A 22,901-nucleotide genomic window follows, 5' to 3' on the forward strand; every position below is an offset into this window, starting at 1 on the left:
TTTGCAACAATAGACAGGTGACTGTTGCAGCAACTACTCCCGCCCCCAAGCTGGAACTCCCGCCCCTGAAGCTGGGTCCCATCACCGTGGACACGCCGGTGATCCTGGCACCCATGGCCGGCATCACCAACTCGGCGTTCCGCCGGTTGTGCCGGGAGTACGGCGGCGGCATGTACGTGGCAGAGATGGTCACCTCCCGGGCGCTGGTGGAGCGGACCCCCGAGTCCCTGCGGATCATTTCCCACGACGACGACGAAAAAGTCCGGTCCGTCCAGCTGTACGGCGTGGACCCGGTGACAGTAGGCGCCGCCGTACGCATGCTCGTCGAGGAGGACCGCGCGGACCATATCGACCTCAACTTCGGCTGCCCCGTTCCCAAAGTCACCCGCCGGGGCGGCGGCTCGGCCCTGCCCTGGAAGATCGACCTGTTTACGTCGATTGTGCAGACGGCCGTCAAGGAAGCCTCCAAGGGCAACATCCCGCTGACCATCAAGATGCGCAAGGGCATCGACGACGACCATCTCACGTACCTCGACGCCGGCCGCATTGCGCGCGATGCCGGCGTTGCCGCCGTCGCGCTTCACGGCAGGACGGCCGCGCAGTTCTACTCCGGGCAGGCCGACTGGTCCGCCATCGCCCGCCTCCGCGAGGCGCTTCCGGATATCCCGGTGCTGGGCAACGGCGATATCTGGTCCGCGGAGGACGCGGTCCGGATGGTCCGCGAAACGGGCGTGGACGGCGTGGTGGTGGGCCGCGGCTGCCAGGGCAGGCCCTGGCTTTTCGGCGACCTGCAGGCAGCGTTTGAGGGCAGCGACACCCGGCACAGGCCCAACCTGGGCCAGGTTGCGCAGGGCGTCTACCGGCACGCGGAACTGATGGTGGAGACTTTCGGGGACGAAGGCAAGGCGCTGCGGGAAATCCGGAAGCACATCGCCTGGTACTTCAAGGGCTACGTGGTGGGAGGCGAACTCCGCACGCGGATGGCGCTGGTGAACAGCCTTGAGGAGCTGCGCGCCGCGCTGGACGAGCTGGATGCCGACTCGCCCTACCCGGGCGGCGACGCCGAAGGTCCCCGCGGCCGCGCCGGCTCACCCAAGAGGCCGGCGCTGCCGAAGGACTGGCTGGAATCCCGTGCCCTCAATGCCGACCAGACCCGGGACATCTCGGCGGCGGAACTGGATGTTTCCGGTGGCTGAAACGCGCACTGCCGCCCCCGTCCTGCCAGGCTACGACACCCATGACTCCGCCCGCTGGGTGGAGGAACCGCCCAAGAACGTCTACCGCTCGGATTTTGAGCGGGACCGCGCCCGCGTGCTGCATTCCTCGGCGCTCCGCCGGCTGGGCGCCAAGACCCAGGTGGTGGCCCCGGACACGGACGACTTTGTCAGGACCCGCCTCACGCACAGCCTGGAAGTGGCCCAGGTGGGCCGTGAACTGGGCCGTGCCCTGGGCTGCGATCCGGATGTGGTGGACACCGCCTGCCTGAGCCACGACCTCGGCCATCCGCCGTTCGGCCACAACGGTGAATCGGCACTCAACGAGGTGGCCCACGCCATCGGCGGATTCGAAGGCAACGCGCAGACCCTGCGGCTGCTGACCAGGCTGGAACCCAAGGTGCTGACCCCGGACGGGCAGCCGGCGGGGCTGAACCTCACCAGGGCCAGCCTCGACGCGGCCGCAAAGTACCCGTGGTCCGCGCTGGAGGCCCCGGTGATCCACGGCCAGCGGACCAGCAAGTTCGGCGCCTACGAGGACGACCTCCCCATCTTCAACTGGATCCGGGAGGGTGCCCCGGAGCGCCGGTCCTGCCTGGAAGCCCAGGTCATGGACCTCGCCGACGACATCTCCTATTCGGTGCACGACGTTGAGGACGCGATCGTGGCCGGGCATTTCCAGCTGCGCTGGATGGACAACCCGGACCACCGCGCCCGGGTTGTGGGGTATGCCAAGCAGTGGTACCTGCCGCACAACGATCCAGCCGCCATCGACGCCGCCCTGGCCCGGCTTGAAGCCACGGACGTCTGGGTGCGGGAGGCCGACGGCAGCCGCAAGTCCATGGCTGCGCTGAAGAACATGACCAGCCAGCTGATCGGCCGGTTCTGCCAAAGTGCCTTGGAAACCACCCGTGCCGTCTACGGCCCGGAGAACCTGACCCGGTACAGCGCCGAGCTGATGGTGCCGGACGAAACTGTCATGGAAATCGCCGTCATGAAGGGCCTGGCCACCACCTTCGTGATGACCACCGAGCACCGCCAGCCCATCTACGAGCGCCAGCGCGAGGTGCTCCACGCCCTGGTCACGGCGCTGAGCGCCACCGGCGACCGGCACCTGGAACCAATGTTTGCCGCCGACTGGCGGGATGCGCCCGACGACGGCGCCCGCCTCCGCGTGGTGATCGACCAGGTGGCCTCGCTGACCGACGGCTCCGCGCTGGCGATGTACGAGCGCCTGGTGGGGAGCCTGCCGTCCCTGTGGTGAGCTGCGTTATGCCCGCGCGTTGGATGTCCGGCCCCGGGGCTAGGATGGCTCTGTGCCTGGGCTGATCAAACGCGAAGATATCGACGAAGTACGCCAGCGCACGGATATCAAGGAAGTTGTTGACGGCTACGTCACGCTCAAGGGCGCGGGGTTGGGGACGTTCAAAGGCCTGTGCCCCTTCCACGATGAACGTTCCCCCTCCTTCACTGTCCGGCCGCAGGTGGGCCGCTACCATTGCTTCGGCTGCGGTGAGGACGGCGACGTCATCGCGTTCGTTCAGAAACAGGACCACAGCTCGTTCCAGGAAGCTGTTGAGAAGCTGGCGGCCCGGATCGGCTACGAGCTCCGGTACGAGGACGGCGGGACCGGCCCCAACCGGGAGGAAGTAGGGCGGCGGCAGCGGCTGCTGGATGCCCACAAGATCGCGGACGAGTTCTTCCGCGCCCAGCTCCTGACGCCCGGTGCTGCCGAAGGGCGGATGTTCCTGCACAACCGGGGTTTTGACCGGGCGGCGGCGGAGCAGTTCGGCGTCGGCTATGCGCCCCAGGGCTGGGACGCGCTGCTCAAGCACCTCCGCGGCCGCGGCTTCACCGACGCCGAGCTGAAGCTGACGGGCATGTTTTCCGAAGGCAACCGGGGGATCTATGACCGTTTCCGTGGCCGCCTGATCTGGCCCATCCGCGACATCGCGGGGGACACCATCGGCTTCGGCGCGCGCAAGCTCTACGAGGACGACCAGGGCCCCAAGTACCTCAATACTCCTGAGACCACGCTCTACAAGAAATCCCTGGTCCTGTACGGCATCGACCTCGCCAAGCGCAGCATCGCCAAGGACCGGCAGCTGGTGGTGGTGGAGGGCTACACGGACGTCATGGCGTGCCACCTCGCGGGAATCACGACGGCGGTGGCCACCTGCGGTACGGCGTTCGGCACCGAGCACATCAAGATCGCCCGCCGGCTGCTGTCCGACGACGGCACCGGGGGAGAGGTCGTCTTCACCTTTGACGGCGACGCCGCGGGGCAGAAGGCCGCGCTGCGTGCCTTCGAGGAGGACCAGCGTTTTACCGCCCAGACGTATGTGGCTGTGGAGCCCTCCGGCGCCGATCCCTGCGACCTGCGCCAAAGCAGGGGCGACGAAGCCGTGCACGCCCTGGTCCAGTCCCGCCGGCCGCTGTTCGAGTTTGCCATCCGCACCACCCTGAAGCAGTTCAACCTGGACACGGTGGAAGGCCGGGTGCAGGGATTGAAGGCCTCCGTGCCCGTGGTGGCTGCCATCCGTGACGCCTCCACCCGTACGGGCTATTGCCAGGCGCTGACCGGCTGGCTGGGCATGCCGGACCCGAACGAGGTGCTGCGGCTGGTCAACGCCGAAGTCAAAAACGCCGGCAAGCGCGGCGACCAGGGCGGGGCTCCCGGGCCGGGGCCACGGTCCTCCGCCCCCACCGCCCAAGCGGGCGGACCCGGCGTGGCTGCCGGGCCGCCGTCGGGCGCTGTTCCTTCCTACCACCGTCCGGACCCCCGGGACCCCGTGGCGTCAATGGAGCGGCAGGCCCTTGAGGTTGCCCTGCAGGAACCGTCTCTGCTTGCCGGTGGGATCTGGGAGCGTTTTTCGGCCGCGCGGTTCGTCACCCCCGCCTTCCAGGCGGTCCATGACGCCATGCGTGCCACGGACCCTGCCCTGACCGGCGACCCCGTCCGGTGGGTGGAGCAGGTGATGCATGAGGTCCCCGAACCGTTGCGGCCCCTGGTGTCCGAACTGGCCGTGGTGCCGCTGCCCGCGAGCACCGAGGAAGCCGTCCAGAAGTATTGCCGCGACATCCTGTCACGGCTGTTCGAGCTTCAGATCACACGCGTCAAGGCGGACAAGATGGGCCAGCTCCAGCGGCTGGACCCTGCAACGGATCCAGAAACGTACCAGCGCCTTAACCGGGAACTGATGATGCTGGAGATGGAACGCCGGTCCCTGCGGGCGGAAGCCTAGCCGCGGCACTCCCGGCCGCTCCCTCGATTTCGTTTCCAGCCGGGGTCTTTGCTAGGCTGATACCCGCTTCATTCCTCCTTAGCTCAATTGGCAGAGCATTCGACTGTTAATCGAAGGGTTGCTGGTTCAAGTCCAGCAGGAGGAGCGCACAATCCCCGTTCCGGTCCTCCGGAGCGGGGATTTTTATGTGCCGGAAAGCGGTCCCGGGCGGGCGGGAACGCCGATTTCACTTTGGCCGGAAACCTTTGCTAATGTCATACCTGCTTCATTCCTCCTTAGCTCAATTGGCAGAGCATTCGACTGTTAATCGAAGGGTTGCTGGTTCAAGTCCAGCAGGAGGAGCCATCAAAAAAATCCCCGTTCCTCCCGTGTGGAGGGGCGGGGATTTTTGTCTTCCTAGACGAAGTCCATTTCCACCTGCAGGAAGCGCTCCGCTTCGGCGATGGCGGCGATGAACGCCTCTTGCTCGGTGGGGGACTTCCGTGGCTGGCGGGGGTTCCACTCGTGGGGTGCCGAATGGATCCGGACGAAGCCGGTTTCCGGCGGGGCATAGAAGATTCCAAAGCGCTGCACGGGCCATTCGGGGGATGTTTCCGGAGCCACCAGCAACGCGGCTTTGAAAGCGGGGTTGTACCACTGGGCAATGGGGCGGCGGCGGTCTTCGGTGAACAGGCCTGCGGCGTAGAGGGCGGCGGACTGGCTGCCGCTCTGGGCACACAACCGGTCCCACCACAGTGGCAGTATCCGGTTATCGCACCGTTGCCACGTGGCCGGAAGCGGCGGTTGATCCTGCCAGTTGGGCACGGACAACATTTTATCGCGCGGGCGGGGTTCGGCGGCAGAGCCAGCCCGCGCGGCTCGGGGTGCAAGCCCGAGGCACGGCAGGGTCAGGGACGGTTCCAGGGGCCGGGGTTGACCCGGTACAGCAGGGCCGATCCGGCCACCATCCCCAGCACAATGCCCATGGCAGGATTCCCCAGCGCGCGGCCGGCGAAGTAGCCCACGACGGCGCCAATCACCGCCCCGAGGAAGAGTCCCCGGCGGTTGCGGTGCGGCTTTCGTCCGGCAGTGTCCTTCATGGCGTCAGTGGATCGATGGGACGGTGCGCGGCCGGACTACCAGCCAAAGCGCCGCGATGGCCAGCAGGATGCACACTGCCTGCACCGCTCCCATGGGAGCGGCGCTGGTGATGCCCAGCCAGCCAACCACAGGGGAGATGAGGCCGGCCATCATGAAGGTCGAGAAGCCCAGCAGGGAAGCTGCAGTTCCCGCCTGGGCGGCGTGGCCGGCCAGGGCGAGCACCTGCACGCAGGGGAACATGAAGCCCGTCCCCATGATGTAGAACCACAGCGGAACCATGACTCCCCAGAGGCCAAAACCCAACTGGTCGAACACCACGATCAGCATGGCCATCACGAACATCCAGGCGGTGGCGCCGGCAAGGATCCACTGCGGCGGCACCCGCCGGATGAGGCGGGAGCTCGTTTGGATTCCGGCAACAATGCCCAGCGAGTTGATGCCAAAGAGCAGGCCGTACTGCTGGGGCGAGAAGCCAAAGATGTCCTGGAACAGGAACGGCGAGGCCGAAAGGTACGTGAACAGGCCGCCGAAGTTCAGGCCGGCCACCATCAGCAGTCCCACAAAGACCCGGTCGCCGAAAAGGATCCGGTAACGCTGGCGGACGGTCATCCCGCCATGCCGGCGATTTTCCGGCGGAAGGGTCTCACGCACCAGGAACAGCGAGGCGATGATCACCAGCGTGCCGTAGGCCGCAAGGAAGACGAAAATCCCGGGCCATGCCATCACCAGGAGCAGCTGCGAGCCGATCACTGGTGCCAGGATCGGCGCCAGGCCATTGACCAGGGACATCCGGGAAAACATCTTGACCATCGCGTAGCCGGAGAACAGATCCCGGACCATCGCCATGGCCACCACACCGCCGCCGGCGGCACCCACGCCCATAAGGACGCGGAATATGCCCAGGGCGGTGATGTCCGTGGACAGGGCAGCCCCCAGGGACGCTGCGATGTGCAATGCCGTGGCCAGGATCAGGGGCGTCCTGCGGCCGAACCTGTCGCTGAACGGGCCCACCACCAGCTGGCCGATGGCAAAGCCCACGGTAGTTCCCGCCAGGGTCAGCTGAACCTGCGCCTCGCTCACTCCCAGGCCCGCCTCCAGGGCGGGGAACGCAGGAAGGTAGAGGTCGATCGTGAACGGACCCAGGGCGGTCAGGGCACCGAGGAGGAGGATGTACAGGAGTTTCCGGCGGCGGCTCAAGAGATCGCCCGGATTGCTGGGGATGGTCACGGAGATCAATCCTAGGCCCGCACCGGCCAACTTTGCAGCGTTGTAGGCGGTGCCGTCCGGCAAGCCCCGAAGTTCGTCCTTAACCTGAATGATAGTTTTGGGGCGGGGACTGTGCGGCTGCACTTTCCCGCAGCACACGGAAGCCGATTCGACCCATAACCAGTTAGGCGGAACCGATGAGCGGACGTCACAGCGGGCGTACCAGCCAGGGATTGCGCATCACAGCGCTCCCAAGGACGCTAAAACTCCTTTTCCGGTTGGCGCCGCGCCAGCTCAATGACGAAATCGCCTTCGCCAAGATCGAGCTCAAGCGCAAGGGAATGCAGGTCGGAGTAGCCGCTGCGTTCTTTGCTGTAGCCCTCGTGTTCCTTTTGTTCCTGGTGGTGGGCCTCATCGTGGCGGCAATCATGGGCCTGGCAACCATCATGCCCGCCTGGCTGGCCGCGCTCCTGGTGTCGGCGGCCTTCCTGCTGATAGCGCTGATCGGCGGCCTGATCGGTGCAAGGAAATTCAAGAAGGCCATGCCGCTCATGCCGGAGGAGACCATCCGCGGCATCAAGCACGATATCGGCGTGGCAAAGGAAGGGTCCGCCTTCAACGCCGCAGTCCTGGATCCCCAGAGTCCGGAAGGCAAAGCCGCCAAAGCCGCGAAGGATGAAGCCGCGGCAAAGGCCAAGGCCGAGAAGGCAGTCAAAGCGGCTGACCACGACAAGGAATTCCCGCACGCATCCGAGCCCGAGCTGGCCCGCCGCCTCAACCAGCGCCGCCACCACCTCACCGAAGTACGCGACGAACTCGGCACTGAGCTGGATGTCAAGACCCAAGCCCGGTACCTGCTGGCCTCCGCCCAGGACAAGCTGCGCGAAGGGCAGGCCCTGGCCGGCCGCGGCCGGGATGTTGCAGGGCAGAAGTTTGCCGCCCTGGCCGGGTCCGCTGACCTCGAGAAGCGATGGAAGCCGCTGGCGGCCTTCATCGCCGCGGGGACGGCCTTCCTGGTGCTCGTCCGAAAGCTCCTGCGGACGTACTAGGGGCAGGTGGCGGGCCCGTCGCGGGAACCCGCAGAAGGTCCATGGCTGGAACGGCAAGGCGCTCGCAGGGGGCGGCAGGAAGGAAAGGGGCACGGGGTGAAGTTCATTGGTGCCGGCTCCCGTCCCGGACGCCCCCAGGTGGACCACGACCGGGTGTTCACTATCCCCAACCTGCTCACCGTGGTGCGCTTCATGGGCGTCCCGCTCTTCATCTGGCTTGTCCTGGCGCAGAAGGAATACGGTGCCGGCGTAGTGGTGCTGGCGGTCATGGCCGGCACGGACTGGATTGACGGCTACATCGCCCGCCGCTTCGATCAGGCCTCCAGGCTCGGCCGGGTCCTGGACCCCATCGCCGACCGCCTCGCCCTGATCGCCGTGGCTGTCACGCTGGTGATGGCCGGCGTCGTCCACTGGCTGTACCTGGCCGCGCTGGTGATCCCGGATGCCGTCCTGCTCGCCCTGACGCTGTCCTTCTTCCGGGGGCACCCGGACCTCCCGGTAAGCATGGTGGGCAAGGTGCGCACCGGCCTGCTGCTGCTCGGAACGCCGATACTGGTCCTTTCACGGCTGGATACGGGATTTTCCGGCGAGCTGTTCGTTGCCGCCTGGATAGTGCTTGGTCTTGGGCTGGTTGGCCATTGGATTGCTGCCTACAACTACTTCTGGGCCATCCTGCGAAAGGGCAGAATGGCCCGGCAACACGACGACGGGACAACCTGATGGTGTGGATGGCGGTGGTGCTTGCGCTGCTTGGCGCCTTCTGCCTGGCCCTCGGCGCCCAACGCCAGGGGAGCGCTGTCAAGGCGGACACCGGCGGCCTTGCCCTGAGCTCCAACGGCTTCTTGCGCCTGCTTCGGAATCCGCGCTGGGTGTTCGGCCTGTTGCTGCTGTGCACCGGTATGGCCATGAACGCGGTGGCGCTCGTATCCGCCCCGCTGACGGTCGTCCAGCCCATCGGTGCCATCGCCCTGGTGATCACCACCATCATCAATGCACGGGACCAGGACCTCACCATCAACCGGGCAACGGTGGTGGCCATCGCCGCCTGCGTGACGGGCTCCGCGCTCTTTGTCCTCCTGGCGGTCAACGTCACCCAGGAAAACCACCACGTGAGCGTGGAGGACGAGCTCACCATCGTGCTGCTGCTTGCCCTCGCCGTTGGAGTCTTCGGCACGCTCGCCGTCATGTTCAAACACCGGATCAATGCCTTCGTCTACATCCTGGGCGCCGGGGTGCTCTTTGGCTTCGTGGCCGTCCTCACCCGGATCATCGGCAAGCATCTGCTCGACCCGAACGGGCTGTTCCTGCTGAACGTTCAGTGGTACTCCGTGGTGGCCCTTATCGCCGCCGGCGGGCTGGGGTCCTGGTTTGTCCAAAACGCCTATTCCTCCGGCCCGCCGGACCTCGTGATTGCAGGACTCACGGTGATTGACCCCCTGGTGGGCATCGCGATCGGCATTGTGATCCTCGGTGAACTGCGCCCGGATGTCCACGCCGTGATGGCCATTGCGATGGGAACCGCGGCCTCCCTTGCTATCGTTGGGGTGATCGCCCTTTCCAGGCACCACCCCGAGGTCACGAAGCGCAAGAAGGACGCGCGGAAGGCCGTGGGCCGGGCGGTGCGTTAGCCGGCTGTCCAACATATCTTGTCCAGCAAATACCAGCAGATTTCCAGCCCAGATCCAGTCAACCCAAATTCACCACGAGGCCAGGCACCACGTGCTTCGGCCAGCTGTGCTGCCAGTTCATGCTGTCCGCACCGTGACCATCAGGAGCTCTCCACGTGACCACGCCCGCCGACCAGCGTCCCCTGACCATACTGATTGCCGCGGACACGTATCCGCCCCATATCAACGGAGCAGCCCAGTTCGGCTACCGCCTGGCCAAGGGAATGACCGGCCGGGGACACGACGTGCACGTCCTGGCCTGCCGCGCGGACAACGGAAAGAGCTTCACCGAGTTCCGCCCGGAAGGAACGGTCCACAGGCTCCGTTCCCACGGGGTTCCCACACACGAATACTTCCGGATCTGCCTCCCCTGGGAAATCAAGAAGGAAATCAGCCTTCTTTTCGACCGCGTGCAGCCGGACGTGGTGCACATCCAGAGCCACTACATGATCGGCGAGCACGTCCTGTACGAGGCCGTGAAGCGCGGTGTGCGGATTGTTGCCACGAACCACTTCATGCCGGAAAACCTCAACCCGTTCCTGCCGTTTCCGCAGTGGTTCAAGGACATCATCGGCCGTATCTCGTGGAAGGACATGGGCAAGGTCATGGGTAAGGCGGACGTAGTCACCACGCCCACCCCCCTTGCGGCAAAGGCCATGCACCAGCACGCCTTCCTGCACAAGGTGTTGCCGCTGTCCAACGGCATCGACTCCGCAGCCTACGAACTGCAGCCCGGGGAGCAGATCGATCCCCACCCGTACCCAACAGTGATGTTCGCCGGCCGGCTGGCGGAGGAGAAGCACGTGGATGTGCTGATCGAGGCCATCGGCAAAACCCCGCCGGAGCTGAACGTGCACCTGGAGATTGTCGGCGGCGGCGAGGTGCGCTCCGCCCTGGAGGAGCTTGTCGACCGGCTCGGGCTGGGGGACCGGGTGAAGTTCCTCGGGCTTGCCACCGACGAGGAGTTGCGGAAGGCCTATATCCAGGCGGACCTCTTCTGCATGCCGGGAACTGCCGAGCTGCAGTCGCTGGTGACGCTGGAGGCGATGTCCGCTTCCACCCCGGTGGTGCTGGCGGATGCCATGGCGCTGCCGCATCTGGTGCGTGACGGCGAAAACGGGTACCTCTTTACGCCCAATGACAGCGACGACCTCGCCAAGAAGATCACGCGCATCCTGGAACTGCCGGCCGCTGAGCGTGCTGCCATGGGCCATGCCAGCCGGCAGATGGTGGAGCCGCACAGCATCCAGGGAACGCTGCAAACCTTTGAGGACCTTTACCGGGGTGCGGCGTTCGAGGACAAAGTGGTCTGAACGCATTCCCGGGTTTGCTAGAGTGTTTTTGCCCTGCAGGCACGCATCGCTTTTGAAGCGGGCCGCCGCGGGGATTCGGGGCTATAGCTCAGCTGGTTAGAGCGCGGGACTCATAATCCTAAGGTCCTCGGTTCAAGTCCGAGTAGCCCTACCCGGAAAGAGCCCCTGACCTGCGGAAACGCGGATCAGGGGCTCTTCTCTTTTGAAGTCCCGAGGTAGGCATCCACCGGAAACCCACCGGAATCATTCCGTGCTCTGGCCGAATGCCTCCAGCAGAGTCGTGTTGTCCGGTGCCTCGTGGGTCTTTCGGACGTAGTGCTTCCGCGTGACGTTCTCGCTGGAATGGCCCAGCTGGGCGGATGCAACAGCCATGCCTGAGGAGGCCTCCAACAGGGTTCCTACCCTCTTTCGGAAGGTGTGCGGTGTGACCCACTCAAAGCCGAGCTCGTCGCGCGCTGAGCGCCACTGCTTCCGAAAATTGTTGGGGTCCCGGAGCGAGCCGACGGCCGAGGGGAACACGACGTCCCACGGGTTGGCCTCCAGCTGCCCAATTTGCCGCCTCAGGAGCATTTCCACTGCGAAGGCGGGCAGGAAGTACCTTTGGCGGGAATGGGCGCCCTTAGGGTGCTCCTGGATGGTCAGGCCCTGTTTCGGCATGTAGACGATGGTCCCGTTCACCGTGACAGTGGGGCGGGCAGCGGAGTCCTGCTCGCGCGACAGGCCTACGACACGATCGGTCAGGACGAGATCGCCAAGCCCCTGCGTTCTCTACGCAATGTCACTGCCGCATTCCTCGACTCCAATCGCATGCCTCCCTACGTCGCACAGACCGAGAAGCTGATCGTTCACGGCGAACTGGGGGATTCAGGGGCCTTCCGAAGCGACTGGGTCGCTCCTGCTCGGCGCCGCGCTGCTCACGAAAGGGGACTACTCACGCGATGTTGGCTGGGCGGGAAGGCGTCGCCAGCTCGGAAGTTCCCAGAAAGACGACTCCTGGACCGACATGCTCACCACGGGGTCTCGGGCGAATCTCGCGAACATGCGCGAGCCGCTGACGGCTCTGCTGGACGACGTCGCCACGCGGGCGGCGACCGGTACGAATCAGCCGAGCGACGCCCTCGAGGCGATCCGCGCCCAGTGGCTCGCTGAACGCGAGTCCCGCAACTTCTACGACTGGCGCTACTACCTCGTCCGCTACACCGGCGCCCGCAGCTCGAAGGGCGACGGCTACTACAACGGCACCTACGACAGCACGACCGGCGGATTCGCTTATCAGCGCCTCCGGATGCTTCACGGTAGCAACTACAACGCCTACTTCAGCGACGCGCTGCTACATGCGGCCTGGGTCGACGGCTCCCTTGGTTCTGATGCCGAGGAACCAAGTTGGTGGCACCGCGACGACCCAGGCGGTCAAAGAGTCCCGCATCGAGATTCGCTGTGATGACGACGCCTTCGAACTCGTCCTTCCAGACGACCGTGAGACCGTCGAGACCAAGGTCGCCAAGGCCTTGACGGCGTTCGACTCTGACGACCAGTTGCGGGTTCTGGTCCAGCAGAATCCCGAAGGCGGCCCGCTAGTGGATAGCGAGGACCGGATACAGCTCTGTTTGCGACTGGTGCGCTCGTTGGCAGTTGAGGGCCTCTGACGGTCATTGCAGGACGCCGCAGCCGAAGCGTTAGCGTCCTTCGCTCCAAAGCGGCGCATCGTGACGGAGATTGCCGATGGCAGGATAATGGCTGCCACCTCAACCCGTGATCCCTAGGGTCTAGAGCGATGAGGGCTCCGATGTCCCGGTTCATGGCGCGGCCCTCATCGAGTCGGACTCCGCGCGGATACGCTTCGCAGAGTCCTCTCCGACATCACGAAGAGTCCACTCATGCCCGTCGACCATGATCATCGCGAGTCGGGCGATGTGCTCTATCTGGACGTGCTGCTCGGCCGTCATCTCGACCGCAGTGTCGAGGAAGACCCAGTCGAACTGGCCCGGAGAGAAAGCGTTAGCGGTGAGTGCATCGCGGACATCGACCGGGTAGATCGCTGCGGCCTTCGGATGCTTGCGGATCAGGACGTTGAGCATCGCCTGACTAGAGTCAACGCCCGCGTAGCGGTCCGCACTGGCGAGCCCAAGATCGAGCACTCGACCGGTGCCGCAGCCGATGTCGAGAACGTGGGGCGGGTACTTTCCCCGAACACCATCGAGGAGCCGCTTGACACGGTTCGACTCCCCGGAACCGATGGGGTGCTCGACATCCCAGATAGTGGCGACCGCATCGTACGGCGGCTCGATGTCGCTGACCGTGGAGGGCGCGTTCTGGATTCCGTAGAACAGCCGAGTGGTTGCGCGGTTGACCAGTGTGGTGTCGGTGAAGTGGTTGTCCTCGGTCCACCAGCGGTACTTCCCGTCGGGGCTGAGGAGATAGATCTTGGTCAGCGAGTAGTACTTGCCCGGCTGCCCGAAGGTGTGGATCACGCGCGCGGCGCGAACCATGTCCTCGTGGGTCACGTCTGAGGTGCGCCCCTCGACGATGTAATGGTGGGGTGCCGTCTCGGCATAGGTCCTAGCGAACGTCCACTCCCGGGAGATTGCAAACTCCAGCCACCAATTCAGGTCCTGCTGGGTAATCCGGCCCTCAGTCATCTGTCTTCTCCTAGTTACGTGCGTCCGGTCTCGTAAGATCAGGATGCACGGCACCTCCGACAAAACCGCTGCTCAACGTCGTTGGAGGGTGTCGCGACGTTGGCGCGCTGGCGACTGATGCACCGATAGATGACAGCCTGAGCTGTCTTGCTTGTAGGCGGGCCCGGAGGGACGCAACAGATGCCTGTAGACCGCCACCCATCCACCGCAGAAGGCGAACTCAGATGGTCGTCGCTTGCGGCAACTCTCGGACCGCCGGTACAGGGTCGCCCTGGACCTGCCGAGGTCACGGGCGACCTGGGTGCCAGGCTCCCCGGCCGTCTGACGCCGCCTACCGAGATCCTTGCCGACGGCCCTCCATCGAATGGGCTGCGGGTAGACACATTCGGTGGCTTTCGCCCACCGCTAACCCACCGGAAACAACGAGCAGGATCGGAAGGCCATGATCAGCTGGAATCGCTCGAGGGGCGCTACTGCTTGGGATCCGCGGGGTGATGGAATCCACCGGAACGGACGAAAGGCAGGAATTGCTAATCCTAAGGTCCTCGGTTCAAGTCCGAGTAGCCCTACATCTGCGGAAAACCGCGGCCGACGATCATCGTCGGCCGCGGTTCTCTTCCTTAAGGCCACGATATGCGGTATGTTACTCATCAGTAACTTACCGTGCTTCTTCCACGGAGCACCGGTCACTGCTGATCACTTGTGAGGTAACCATGTCCACAGCCGCTGCAGGCCTCAACGACCTTCCCTACGCTGACGGCGACTTCTTCGCCTTTGAGCAGCTGCTCACCGGAAAGGAACAGGACCGGCTGGCAGAGGTCAGGGAGTTCCTGGCGCGGGAGGTCAAACCCATCGCCGTGGACTTCTGGAACCGCGGTGAATTCCCGATGGACCTCATCCCCAAGCTGGCCAACATCGACCTGGTCAGTCCGGTGCGCCGTCAGGGCTATTCCAACCTCCTCGCCGGCCTGGTCCACGCAGAGGTGACCCGGGCCGACGCCTCAATCTCCACCTTCATGGGCGTCCACGACGGCCTGTTTACCGGCTCCATTGAGGCGCTGGCATCACAGGAACAAAAGGACGCCTGGCTTCCTGACATTTACGCCCTGAACAAGATCGGCGCCTTCGGGCTGACCGAACCCCTGGGCGGCAGCGACGTTGCCGGCGGCACCCGCACCACCGCACGGCGGGAGGGCGGCGGCTGGATCCTCAACGGAGCAAAGCGCTGGATCGGCAACGCAACGTTCTCCGACTGGGTGGTCATCTACGCCAGGGATGTGGACGACAACCAGGTCAAGGGCTTCCTGGTAGACACCACCCTGGAGGGCTTCAGTGCTGCCAAGATCGAGAACAAGATCGCACTGCGGACTGTCCAGAACGCCGACATCGCCCTGGACAACGTGCTGGTCCCGGACTTCTGCAAGCTGGCACACGCCAACAGCTTCCGCGACGTCAACAAGGTCCTGAAGGTCACCCGGCTGGGCGTCGCGTGGCAGGCCGTGGGCCAGCAGCTGGCCGCCTTCGACGTGGCCCGGCGCTATGCCGTGGAACGCCACCAGTTTGGCCGGCCGCTCGCATCCTTCCAGCTGGTGCAAAGCCAGCTGGTGCAGATCCTCGGCAACGCCGTCAGTTCCATGGGCATGATGGTGCGGCTCTCCCAGCTGGAGGACGCAGGACAGGCGCGCGACGAACAGTCCGCCCTCGCGAAGGCATTCACAACAGCGAGGATGCGCGAAAGCGTGGCGATCGGCCGGAGCATCCTGGGCGGCAACGGCATTGTGACGGACTTCGAGATGGCCAAGATCTTCGCCGACGCTGAAGCCATCTACTCCTATGAAGGCACGCACGAGATCAACACACTGGTCACCGGCCGCGCGATCACCGGCATCTCCGCGATTGTCTAGCCTTCCCGGCCTGCCGCGGCATACTCGGGCCAGGTACTAGGGCGGCGCTTCGAGCGGCAGGAGGATGGACGGCCGGAGATCCATGACGAACTGCAGCGGATTGACGTAGTCATCGCCGCGCCGCACACCCCAGTGCACGCAGGGCGCTGCAGGGCAATGCCCCGGACGTGCCGTGCCGACAGGCTGCCCGGCCGCTACCACGCTGCCTGCTGCGAGGGTGCTTGCAACCGGCTCAAAGCTGCTCCGCAGCCCGTTGCCGTGGTCGATGGTGATTACCGGGCGGTCCACCACCACCCCCGCGAAGCTGACGGTGCCCGCAGCCGGCGAGGTGACGTGTGCGCCGTCGAAGGCTGCTCCGAGGTCCACGCCCCGGTGGCCGCTGAGCCAGGGCTTCGGGGGCGGATCAAAATCCCGCAACACACGGGGACGGGGGCTGAGGGGCCATTGCCAGGAGGGTGCGGCCGCGTCTGCCACGCCGGCGGTGGCGTCCGGAGCCGCCCCCTCCACGGCTCCCAAGGGTCCACCGTAGGCGGGCGCCGCGGTGAGGGGCTCCCCGGCGGGGGCCAGTGAAGCGGGCATCAGGAGGAACGCCGCGAGCAGCAATGGTGGTCTCATGCCACCAGCGTGCGCCCGCCTTGATCGTGCCGCGAGCGGCAGGTGCGGCTATGTGGATAAGGTGCGCGCCGGCGTCGTTCCTGTCCTCGTCAGTGTCCTCTGGCCGAGGGTGCCTGTAGTACACTTGATGGAGCAGTTTGCTGCGCCCTCAATGCCTCCCGTCCAGCGGCTATCCAGTGGTTCTTCCAAAGGTATATGTTCCTGTCCGGGCGGCGTCGGCACATCTCATTCAGGAGTGTGGGGGAGCGGCAGCTGACTACGCGCATCCAGCCCTCCTTAGCGACGCCCCGGCCGAGCTGGCGGAGGATCAGGCCTCTTGCGGTCGGGACTCCGGTCCTGATGGGAAGCCTGATGGATGCCAGGAGCACGGCCCGTCCGGGCCACGCTAATCAACCGTCAACTATTGGCAGGGTAAGAAGCCTCCGGGTTTTCTCATGAATGACCTGCCGGAAAATAAGGAGCGTCGGAATGCCCGTCGTAACCATGCGCCAGCTGCTTGACAGCGGCGTCCACTTTGGACACCAGACCCGCCGTTGGAACCCGAAGATGAAGCGCTTCATCTTCACCGAGCGCAACGGCATCTACATCATCGACCTTCAGCAGTCGCTGTCCTACATCGACCGCGCCTACGAATTCGTGAAGGCCACCGTTGCCCACGGCGGCACCGTCCTCTTCGTCGGCACCAAGAAGCAGGCCCAGGAAGCGATTGCCGAGCAGGCAACCCGCGTTGGCCAGCCCTACGTCAACCAGCGTTGGCTCGGCGGCATGCTGACCAACTTCCAGACGGTCGCCAAGCGCATCCAGCGCATGAAGGAACTCGAAGAGATCGACTTCGACGACGTCGCCGGTTCCGCTTACACCAAGAAGGAGCTGCTGCTCCTCAAGCGCGAACTCACCAAGCTGGAGTCCAACCTCGGCGGTATCCGCAACCTGACCAAGGCACCGTCCGTGCTCTGGATCGTGGACACCAAGAAGGAACACCTCGCCGTTGACGAGGCCAAGAAGTTGAACATCCCCGTTGTTGCCATCCTGGACACCAACTGCGATCCGGACGAGGTCGACTTCCCGATCCCGGGCAACGACGACGCCATCCGCTCCGTCAACCTCCTCACCCGCGTTGTTGCAGACGCCGTTGCCGAAGGCCTCATCGCGCGCAACAGCCGTGGCACGGGCGCTACTGAAGCTCCGGAAGAGCCGCTGGCCGAGTGGGAGCGCGAGCTCCTCGAAGGCAGCAAGGCTGAAGCTGCAGCTCCGGCAGAAGAAGCTGCGGCACCCGCCGCCGCTGAAGCTGCCGCTCCGGCGGAGGAAGCTGCTGCTCCTTCCGAAGAAGCCAAGTAACACAAGTAAATCCGGATTTTCCGGCGCCGTCCTGCGGCAGCCGGAGCTGCTGACAGGATGGCGGCCCGCCACGGGCTGCCGTCCTGTCGGTCCGTACACCACAACAAATTTCTAGACAGAGGGGTTCACATGGCGAACTACACTGCCGCGGACATCAAGGCCCTGCGCGAGCGCACCGGCGCCGGCATGATGGACGTCAAGAAGGCTCTTGACGAGGCCAACGGCGACGCCGAGAAGGCCATCGAGATCATCCGCATCAAGGGCCTCAAGGGCGCCACCAAGCGCGAAGGCCGCTCCACCGCTGAAGGCCTGGTGGCCGCAAAGGTCAGCAACGGCGTCGGCGTCATGATCGAGGTCAACTGCGAGACCGACTTCGTTGCCAAGGCTGACAAGTTCATCCAGCTGGCCGACAAGGTCCTGGCCGTTGCCGTCGAGTCCGGCGCTGCCGACCTCGAGACCCTTCTCGCCACCGATGTTGACGGCAAGCCCCTCTCCGAGGTCGTCGTCGAAGAAGGCGCAGTCCTGGGCGAAAAGGTTGTTGTCCGCCGCATCTCCCGCATCGAGGGTGCAACGGTTGACGCTTACCTGCACAAGACCTCCAAGGACCTGCCGGCCCAGGTTGGCGTGCTGTTCGCTGTTGACGGTGAAGGCGAAGCTGCTGCCACCGCAGCCCACGATGTCGCAGTCCACATTGCGGCCATGGCCCCGAACTACCTGACCCGCGAGGACGTTCCGTCCGACCTGGTTGAGTCCGAGCGCCGCATTGCCGAAGAAACCGCCAAGGCCGAGGGCAAGCCCGAAGCCGCCCTCACCAAGATTGTGGAAGGCCGCGTTACCGGCTTCTACAAGGGTGAGGTCCTGGTTGACCAGGCATTCGCCAAGGACGCCAAGAAGTCCGTGGCACAGGTCCTCGCTGAGGCCGGTGTCAAGGGAACCGCGTTCACGCGTTTCCGCGTCGGCTCCTAGCCGAAACTGCAAGGGGGTGGCCACTTCGGTGGCCGCCCCTTTTGCATGCGCGGGGAGGCCCCGTACGGGACAGGCCCGTATGGGACCTTTTGGCCGCGCAGCAGGATAACCTTTTTAGAGTTCACCAACGGGAAGGCATCATGGAAGCCGTCAACACTGTAGTCCAGCCAGAGAAAAGTCGACGCCGGGTCCTCCTGAAGCTCTCCGGCGAGGTCTTCGGCGGCGGGAAGCTGGGCGTTGACCCGGAGACCGTCCGCGACGTCGCCAAGCAGATCGCCGCAGCCGTACCCCAGGTGGAGGTGGCCATCGTCGTGGGCGGCGGCAACTTCTTCCGCGGCGCCGAACTTTCCCAGAGCGGAATGGACCGCTCCCGCGCCGACTACATGGGCATGCTCGGCACCGTGATGAACTGCCTTGCCCTCCAGGACTTCCTGGAACAGGCCGGCGTCGAAACCCGAGTCCAGAGTGCCATCACCATGGGCCAGGTCGCCGAGGCGTACATTCCCCGCCGCGCCATCCGCCACATGGAAAAGGACCGCGTGGTCATTTTCGGCGCCGGCGCCGGGCTGCCGTACTTTTCCACCGACACCGTTGCGGCGCAGCGGGCCCTCGAGGTCCACGCCGATGTCGTCCTGATGGCCAAGAGCGGTGTGGACGCCGTCTACACCGCCGACCCCAAGAAGGACCCCACAGCCGAGCGGCTGGAAACCCTCAGCTACGACGACGCGCTCCGCCGGGACATCCGGGTCATGGACCAGACGGCCATGACCATGTGCAAGGACAACAACCTTTCCATGGTGGTCTTCGGCATGGAAGGCGAAGGCAACGTCACCCGCGCCATCCTCGGCGAAAAGCTGGGCACGCTGGTGACCGCCTAGCTGCGGCTAGGATGTTTTCAGGACAGTTCCGTCGGTGCCGTTAAGGACACGGACGGACCAGCAACAGAGAACCACGTTGTGTGCAGGGACCCGGCCACCCGGACTGCACCAGGACCTTCAGGAGAGACCGTGATCGAAGAAACCTTGCTCGAAGCCGAAGAAAAGATGGACAAGGCAGTAGAGGTAGCCAAGGAAGACTTCGCTTCCGTCCGCACCGGCCGCGCCAACCCGGGCCTGTACAACAAGGTCCTGGTGGAGTACTACGGGTCGCCCACTCCACTGCAGCAGCTTGCCTCGTTCGCTATCCCGGACGCCCGCACCATCCTCATCACCCCCTTCGACAAGACGGCCCTGCGCGACATTGAGCGTGCCCTCAGCGATTCCGAGGTGGGCGCCAACCCGTCCAACGACGGCAACGTCATCCGGATCACCATCCCGGAGCTGACCAAGGAACGCCGCAAGGAATACGTCAAGATCGTCAAGACCAAGGGCGAGGACGCCAAGGTGTCCATCCGCAACATCCGCCGCAAGGCCAAGGAAACCCTTGACAGGCTGGTCAAGGACGGCGAGGCCGGGGAGGACGAGGGCACCCGCGCCGAGAAGGAGCTGGACAGCCTTACCAAAGCCCACGTGGACGGCATCGATGAGCTGCTCAAGCGCAAGGAAGCAGAGCTGCTCGAAGTCTGATGGGGCAGGCAGATCAGGCCCCGGCAGCAAGGGCGCGCACACGGGGGAAGCAGCCCAGGAGCAACCCGACGCCAAAGGCCGGACGTAACCTTCCGGCCGCCGTCGTGGTGGGTCTGGCCATGTTGTTTGCCGTTCTGGGCGGCCTGCTGCTGCTCCCGCTCGGCTTCGTTGCGGTAACCACCACCTTCGCCATATTCGGCGTCTGGGAAATCTACCGCGCCCTGGAAGCCAACGGGACCAGGATGCCCATCGTGCCGGTGATGACCGGCACGGTGGCCATGCCCTTCGCCGCCTACCTTGGGGGCATCGAAAGCCTCCTGTTTGCCATGCTGCTGAGCTCGGTGGCCGTGCTGCTCTGGCGGTCCATCGAAAGTGCCGCCGGCTCGGCCAACAGCATCTTCGCGGGCGTCTTCACCCTGGGCTGGGTGCCGTTCTTCATCAGCTTCGCCGTACTGCCGCTGCACGCCGCGGGCGGTGCAACCCCGCTGGGACTGTGGCCGGGCGGAACCATCCCCCAGGGCGCCTGGCAGGTAGCGGTGATGCTCCTGCTGGTGGTTTCCAACGACACCTTCGGCTACCTGGTGGGGGCATCGCTGGGCAAGCACCCCATGGCGCCAAAAATCAGCCCCAAGAAGTCCTGGGAAGGATTCGCCGGGTCCATCGGCGGGGCCATGCTCATCGGTATCCTTGCCTGCCTGTTTGTACTCGACAAACCCTGGTGGGTGGGCATCGTCCTGGCGGTTGGCCTGGTCGCCGCTTCCACCGCCGGTGACCTCGCTGAATCCATGGTCAAGCGCGAACTGGGCATCAAGGACATGAGCAGCATCCTGCCCGGACACGGGGGAGTCATGGACAGGCTGGACTCGATAGTCTTTGCTTCGCCGGCAGCGTTCGTCCTCTACGGGCTGGTGGCCGGTGCCTGACACAAACCCCGCCGGAACGCCAGATCACCCCCGGCACAAATAAGCTGGTGCAGAAGTACTACGGCTGAAGAGCACTGAAGGAAGCAAAAGTGGCATTGGACATTCATCGGCAGATCCCTGCGTCCTTTGAGCGCGTGAAGCGCGGTGAGTACGGCTACAACGCCAAACAGGTGGACCAGTTCCTGCAGCGTGCCCGGGTGTCATTGGAGACCCCGGAATCAGCGGCCCGGCCCGTCAACAGTTCAGACGTCCGGGCTGTCTCCTTCGATCCCGTCAAAGGCGGGTATTCTGCCGCGGTGGTGGATGCCGCGCTGGACCGGCTCGAGGACGCCTTCGCCCGCCGGGAGCGGGACGAGCTGATCGCAGCCCGCGGGGAGGAGGCCTGGCTGCGCGAGATCGGCAACCTTTCGGGCATCCTCCGCGGGCGGCTGCACCGCCCGGACGGCGACCGCTTCCGCCGCCCCGCCAAGAAGAAGGCGCGCAGCTACAACACGGCCGACGTCGACCGGCTGTGCCGCGAGCTGATTGCCTACCTTGAGCATGACAAGCCCCTCAGCGTGGACAGTGTGCGCCGGGCAGTGTTCCGCCCGGCCGTGGGCAGGGACGGGTACGAGGAATCGCAGGTGGATGCGTTCCTGGACCGCGTGGTTGAGCTGATGGCTGCCATCGACTGAGCCGCCCGGCTTCCGGACGGCAGGGGAGCTCAGCGCTCGGTGGCGAGCGGGCGCTCCGGGGTGTGGAGCCGGGTCATCACCCTGGCCATGGTTCCCGGGATCCGCTGCGCCGTTGCGCGGGACACGATGACCATTACCGCAAAGGCCGTGGGTACCGTCCATGCCGCCGGCTGGGCAAGCCAACCGGGGGTGTTGGCTGCCCCGGCGACGGCCCCGACGATCATTGCCCCACCGCACAGGACTCCGCCGGTCAGCATGCCGGCGATGGCGCCGGCGTCGGTAAGCCCCCGCCACCAGATCCCCAGCAGCAGCACCGGGCACACCGTGGAGGCGGTAAAGGCGAAGACCAGCCCGACGCTCCCTGCCAGGGCGAAGGAGTCGGTCATGAACGCAAAGCCCAAGGGGACAACGGCGGAAATGACGGCTGCCAGCCGGAAGCTGCCCACGCCTGCGCCCAGGACGTCCTGGCTGATGACGCCGGCCAGGGAAACCACCAGCCCCGAGGTGGTGGAAAGGAAGGCCGCGAAGGCCCCCGCCACCACTAGCGCGGACAGCAGGTCGCCCGCCGTACCGCCCACGAGTTGCCCGGGCAGCAGCAGCACCATGGCGTCCGCCTGGCCGGCGCGCGCCAGCCCCGGAGCGAACATCCGCCCCACGAGCCCGTAGGCGGTGGGAAACAGGTAGAACACGGACAGCAGGCCCAGGACGATCAGCGTGGTGCGGCGGGCGGACTGGCCGTCGGGGTTGGTGTAGAAGCGCACCAGCACGTGCGGCAGGCCCAGGGTTCCAAAAAGCAGGGCAACCAGCAACGATACGTTCTCGTAGAGCCCCGCAGGGGGCGCCCCCGTGGGATTAACCGCAGGCGCAGCGAGGGCAGGGGCCCCGCTGCCGGCGAGAACGAAGATGATGAACAGGATGGGAACGGCCAGTGCGGTGAGCTTCAGCCAGTACTGGAACGCCTGGACGAACGTAATGGAGCGCATGCCGCCTGCCACCACGGTGAGGCATACCACGATCACCACCGCGACGGACCCCACCCAGGACGGCAGCCCGGTGGTGATGCGGATGGTGAGGGCAGCGCCGTGGAGCTGGGGCACGATGTACAGCCAGCCCACCAGCACCACCACCAGGCTGGTGACTTGCCGCACCGGCCGGGAGTCAAGCCTGGCCTCGGTGAAGTCGGGGATGGTGTAGGCGCCGGACCGCCGCAGCGGCGCTGCCACGAAGAGCAGCAGCATCAGGTACCCTGCCGTGTACCCGACCGGAAACCACAGCGCATCCGTTCCGGACAGCAGGATGAGCCCGGCGACACCCAGGAAGCTGGCAGCGGACAGGTATTCGCCGCCGATCGCGGACGCGTTCCACCATGGCCGGACCGTGCGGGAAGCGACGTAGAAATCACCCGTGGTCCGCGATATGCGCAGGCCGTAGAAGCCGATCACGGCGGTGGCCAGGGAGACACCCACCAGGGCAGCCAGTGCGATGCCGGGGTTCACGGTTCCC

At 65.3% G+C, this 22,901-nt stretch carries 22 protein-coding genes and 3 tRNA genes; 18 read left to right on the top strand and 7 right to left on the bottom strand.

Translation table 11 applies throughout. The features are described 5' to 3' along the window. Positions 1–17: 17 nt before the first annotated feature. The 5 genes from dusB (at position 18) to C3B78_RS06445 (ending at position 4,804) form a co-directional block, all read left to right on the top strand. Entirely contained in the window at positions 18–1,196 is a 1,179-nt protein-coding gene (gene dusB, locus C3B78_RS06425) for a tRNA dihydrouridine synthase DusB (RefSeq protein WP_104997336.1), read from the top strand. Then, positions 1,180–2,478, top strand: a complete 1,299-nt coding sequence (locus tag C3B78_RS06430; RefSeq protein ID WP_104997337.1) for a deoxyguanosinetriphosphate triphosphohydrolase — start codon at positions 1,180–1,182, stop codon at positions 2,476–2,478. Before dusB ends, C3B78_RS06430 begins: the two co-directional genes overlap by 17 nt. A 52-nt stretch (positions 2,479–2,530) precedes the next feature. Further along, positions 2,531–4,459, top strand: coding sequence for a DNA primase (dnaG, locus tag C3B78_RS06435; protein WP_104997338.1), 1,929 nt, complete (start codon positions 2,531–2,533; stop codon positions 4,457–4,459). Positions 4,460–4,531: 72 nt separating this feature from the next. Then, positions 4,532–4,604: transfer RNA gene (locus C3B78_RS06440), tRNA-Asn, on the top strand. A 124-nt stretch (positions 4,605–4,728) separates the two neighbouring features. Next, positions 4,729–4,804: transfer RNA gene (locus tag C3B78_RS06445), tRNA-Asn, on the top strand. Positions 4,805–4,855: 51 nt separating this feature from the next. Here the strand turns inward: C3B78_RS06445 and C3B78_RS06450 are convergent. From C3B78_RS06450 to C3B78_RS06460, 3 genes are all read right to left on the bottom strand, one after another. Continuing rightward, the gene (locus tag C3B78_RS06450; protein ID WP_104997339.1) at positions 4,856–5,263 is read right to left on the bottom strand and encodes a hypothetical protein; all 408 of its coding nucleotides are present in this window, start codon (positions 5,261–5,263) and stop codon (positions 4,856–4,858) included. 83 nt (positions 5,264–5,346) lie between these two features. Continuing rightward, positions 5,347–5,538, bottom strand: a complete 192-nt coding sequence (locus C3B78_RS06455; RefSeq protein WP_104997340.1) for a hypothetical protein — start codon at positions 5,536–5,538, stop codon at positions 5,347–5,349. 4 nt (positions 5,539–5,542) lie between these two features. Next, positions 5,543–6,766 carry a multidrug effflux MFS transporter gene (locus C3B78_RS06460; RefSeq protein ID WP_199775349.1) on the bottom strand — a complete coding sequence of 408 codons (1,224 nt, stop codon included), beginning with the start codon at positions 6,764–6,766 and terminating at the stop codon, positions 5,543–5,545. 176 nt (positions 6,767–6,942) lie between these two features. Here C3B78_RS06460 and C3B78_RS06465 point away from each other — a divergent pair, with 176 nt between their 5' ends. From C3B78_RS06465 to C3B78_RS06485, 5 genes are all read left to right on the top strand, one after another. Beyond that, entirely contained in the window at positions 6,943–7,794 is an 852-nt protein-coding gene (locus C3B78_RS06465; protein ID WP_104997341.1) for a phage holin family protein, read from the top strand. Positions 7,795–7,890: 96 nt separating this feature from the next. Next, the gene (locus C3B78_RS06470) at positions 7,891–8,514 is read left to right on the top strand and encodes a CDP-alcohol phosphatidyltransferase family protein (RefSeq protein WP_104997342.1); all 624 of its coding nucleotides are present in this window, start codon (positions 7,891–7,893) and stop codon (positions 8,512–8,514) included. Continuing rightward, the gene (locus tag C3B78_RS06475; RefSeq protein WP_104997343.1) at positions 8,514–9,422 is read left to right on the top strand and encodes a DMT family transporter; all 909 of its coding nucleotides are present in this window, start codon (positions 8,514–8,516) and stop codon (positions 9,420–9,422) included. The genes C3B78_RS06470 and C3B78_RS06475 overlap by 1 nt, the downstream gene beginning before the upstream one ends. A gap of 155 nt (positions 9,423–9,577) precedes the next feature. Continuing rightward, positions 9,578–10,774 (top strand): glycosyltransferase, encoded by a 1,197-nt coding sequence (locus C3B78_RS06480; RefSeq protein WP_104997344.1) that lies wholly within the window; start codon positions 9,578–9,580, stop codon positions 10,772–10,774. 77 nt (positions 10,775–10,851) lie between these two features. Further along, a tRNA-Ile gene (locus tag C3B78_RS06485) sits at positions 10,852–10,925 on the top strand. A 92-nt stretch (positions 10,926–11,017) separates the two neighbouring features. Here the strand turns inward: C3B78_RS06485 and C3B78_RS06490 are convergent. Continuing rightward, positions 11,018–11,452 (bottom strand): tyrosine-type recombinase/integrase, encoded by a 435-nt coding sequence (locus C3B78_RS06490; RefSeq protein ID WP_104997345.1) that lies wholly within the window; start codon positions 11,450–11,452, stop codon positions 11,018–11,020. 361 nt (positions 11,453–11,813) lie between these two features. On the opposite strand from C3B78_RS06490, the gene C3B78_RS06495 reads away from it, so the two are divergent. After that, positions 11,814–12,215 (top strand): hypothetical protein, encoded by a 402-nt coding sequence (locus C3B78_RS06495; protein WP_158677197.1) that lies wholly within the window; start codon positions 11,814–11,816, stop codon positions 12,213–12,215. A 355-nt stretch (positions 12,216–12,570) separates the two neighbouring features. On the opposite strand, the gene C3B78_RS06500 is transcribed toward C3B78_RS06495, so the two are convergent. Next, positions 12,571–13,413 (bottom strand): class I SAM-dependent methyltransferase, encoded by an 843-nt coding sequence (locus C3B78_RS06500; protein ID WP_104997347.1) that lies wholly within the window; start codon positions 13,411–13,413, stop codon positions 12,571–12,573. Between the two features lie 713 nt (positions 13,414–14,126). On the opposite strand from C3B78_RS06500, the gene C3B78_RS06510 reads away from it, so the two are divergent. Continuing rightward, positions 14,127–15,317, top strand: a complete 1,191-nt coding sequence (locus C3B78_RS06510) for an acyl-CoA dehydrogenase family protein (RefSeq protein WP_104997348.1) — start codon at positions 14,127–14,129, stop codon at positions 15,315–15,317. Positions 15,318–15,353: 36 nt separating this feature from the next. Here C3B78_RS06510 and C3B78_RS06515 read toward each other — a convergent pair whose 3' ends face one another. Beyond that, positions 15,354–15,932: a M23 family metallopeptidase gene (locus C3B78_RS06515; RefSeq protein WP_104997349.1), complete on the bottom strand. Its 579-nt coding sequence runs from the start codon at positions 15,930–15,932 to the stop codon at positions 15,354–15,356. Between the two features lie 468 nt (positions 15,933–16,400). On the opposite strand from C3B78_RS06515, the gene rpsB reads away from it, so the two are divergent. From rpsB to C3B78_RS06545, 6 genes are all read left to right on the top strand, one after another. Further along, on the top strand, positions 16,401–17,270 hold the full coding sequence (gene rpsB / locus C3B78_RS06520) for a 30S ribosomal protein S2 (RefSeq protein ID WP_104997350.1): 870 nt from the start codon (positions 16,401–16,403) through the stop codon (positions 17,268–17,270). Positions 17,271–17,399: 129 nt separating this feature from the next. Next, on the top strand, positions 17,400–18,236 hold the full coding sequence (tsf, locus tag C3B78_RS06525) for a translation elongation factor Ts (protein ID WP_104997351.1): 837 nt from the start codon (positions 17,400–17,402) through the stop codon (positions 18,234–18,236). 140 nt (positions 18,237–18,376) lie between these two features. Continuing rightward, positions 18,377–19,114: a UMP kinase gene (pyrH, locus tag C3B78_RS06530; RefSeq protein ID WP_104997352.1), complete on the top strand. Its 738-nt coding sequence runs from the start codon at positions 18,377–18,379 to the stop codon at positions 19,112–19,114. A 129-nt stretch (positions 19,115–19,243) separates the two neighbouring features. Next, complete coding sequence (frr, locus tag C3B78_RS06535) at positions 19,244–19,801, top strand: ribosome recycling factor (RefSeq protein ID WP_066274709.1); 558 nt, start codon at positions 19,244–19,246, stop codon at positions 19,799–19,801. Beyond that, positions 19,801–20,724, top strand: a complete 924-nt coding sequence (locus C3B78_RS06540) for a phosphatidate cytidylyltransferase (protein ID WP_104997353.1) — start codon at positions 19,801–19,803, stop codon at positions 20,722–20,724. Before frr ends, C3B78_RS06540 begins: the two co-directional genes overlap by 1 nt. 89 nt (positions 20,725–20,813) lie before the next feature. After that, positions 20,814–21,398, top strand: a complete 585-nt coding sequence (locus C3B78_RS06545) for a DivIVA domain-containing protein (protein ID WP_104997354.1) — start codon at positions 20,814–20,816, stop codon at positions 21,396–21,398. A 29-nt stretch (positions 21,399–21,427) separates the two neighbouring features. Here the strand turns inward: C3B78_RS06545 and C3B78_RS06550 are convergent, their stop codons facing one another. Then, complete coding sequence (locus tag C3B78_RS06550) at positions 21,428–22,894, bottom strand: sodium/solute symporter (RefSeq protein ID WP_104997355.1); 1,467 nt, start codon at positions 22,892–22,894, stop codon at positions 21,428–21,430. Positions 22,895–22,901 lie beyond the last annotated feature (7 nt).

Source organism: Arthrobacter sp. PGP41 (assembly GCF_002953935.1).
GTDB lineage: Bacteria > Actinomycetota > Actinomycetes > Actinomycetales > Micrococcaceae > Arthrobacter.

Coding starts and splice junctions, on each gene's coding strand:
- C3B78_RS06510 (WP_104997348.1), top strand. CDS start 14,127: ATGTCCACAGCCGCTGCAGGCCTCAACGACCTTCCCTACGCTGACGGC.
- C3B78_RS06465 (WP_104997341.1), top strand. CDS start 6,943: ATGAGCGGACGTCACAGCGGGCGTACCAGCCAGGGATTGCGCATCACA.
- C3B78_RS06495 (WP_158677197.1), top strand. CDS start 11,814: ATGCGCGAGCCGCTGACGGCTCTGCTGGACGACGTCGCCACGCGGGCG.
- tsf (WP_104997351.1), top strand. CDS start 17,400: ATGGCGAACTACACTGCCGCGGACATCAAGGCCCTGCGCGAGCGCACC.
- pyrH (WP_104997352.1), top strand. CDS start 18,377: ATGGAAGCCGTCAACACTGTAGTCCAGCCAGAGAAAAGTCGACGCCGG.
- C3B78_RS06540 (WP_104997353.1), top strand. CDS start 19,801: ATGGGGCAGGCAGATCAGGCCCCGGCAGCAAGGGCGCGCACACGGGGG.
- rpsB (WP_104997350.1), top strand. CDS start 16,401: ATGCCCGTCGTAACCATGCGCCAGCTGCTTGACAGCGGCGTCCACTTT.
- C3B78_RS06500 (WP_104997347.1), bottom strand. CDS start 13,413: ATGACTGAGGGCCGGATTACCCAGCAGGACCTGAATTGGTGGCTGGAG.
- C3B78_RS06515 (WP_104997349.1), bottom strand. CDS start 15,932: ATGAGACCACCATTGCTGCTCGCGGCGTTCCTCCTGATGCCCGCTTCA.
- C3B78_RS06430 (WP_104997337.1), top strand. CDS start 1,180: ATGTTTCCGGTGGCTGAAACGCGCACTGCCGCCCCCGTCCTGCCAGGC.
- C3B78_RS06475 (WP_104997343.1), top strand. CDS start 8,514: ATGGTGTGGATGGCGGTGGTGCTTGCGCTGCTTGGCGCCTTCTGCCTG.
- C3B78_RS06455 (WP_104997340.1), bottom strand. CDS start 5,538: ATGAAGGACACTGCCGGACGAAAGCCGCACCGCAACCGCCGGGGACTC.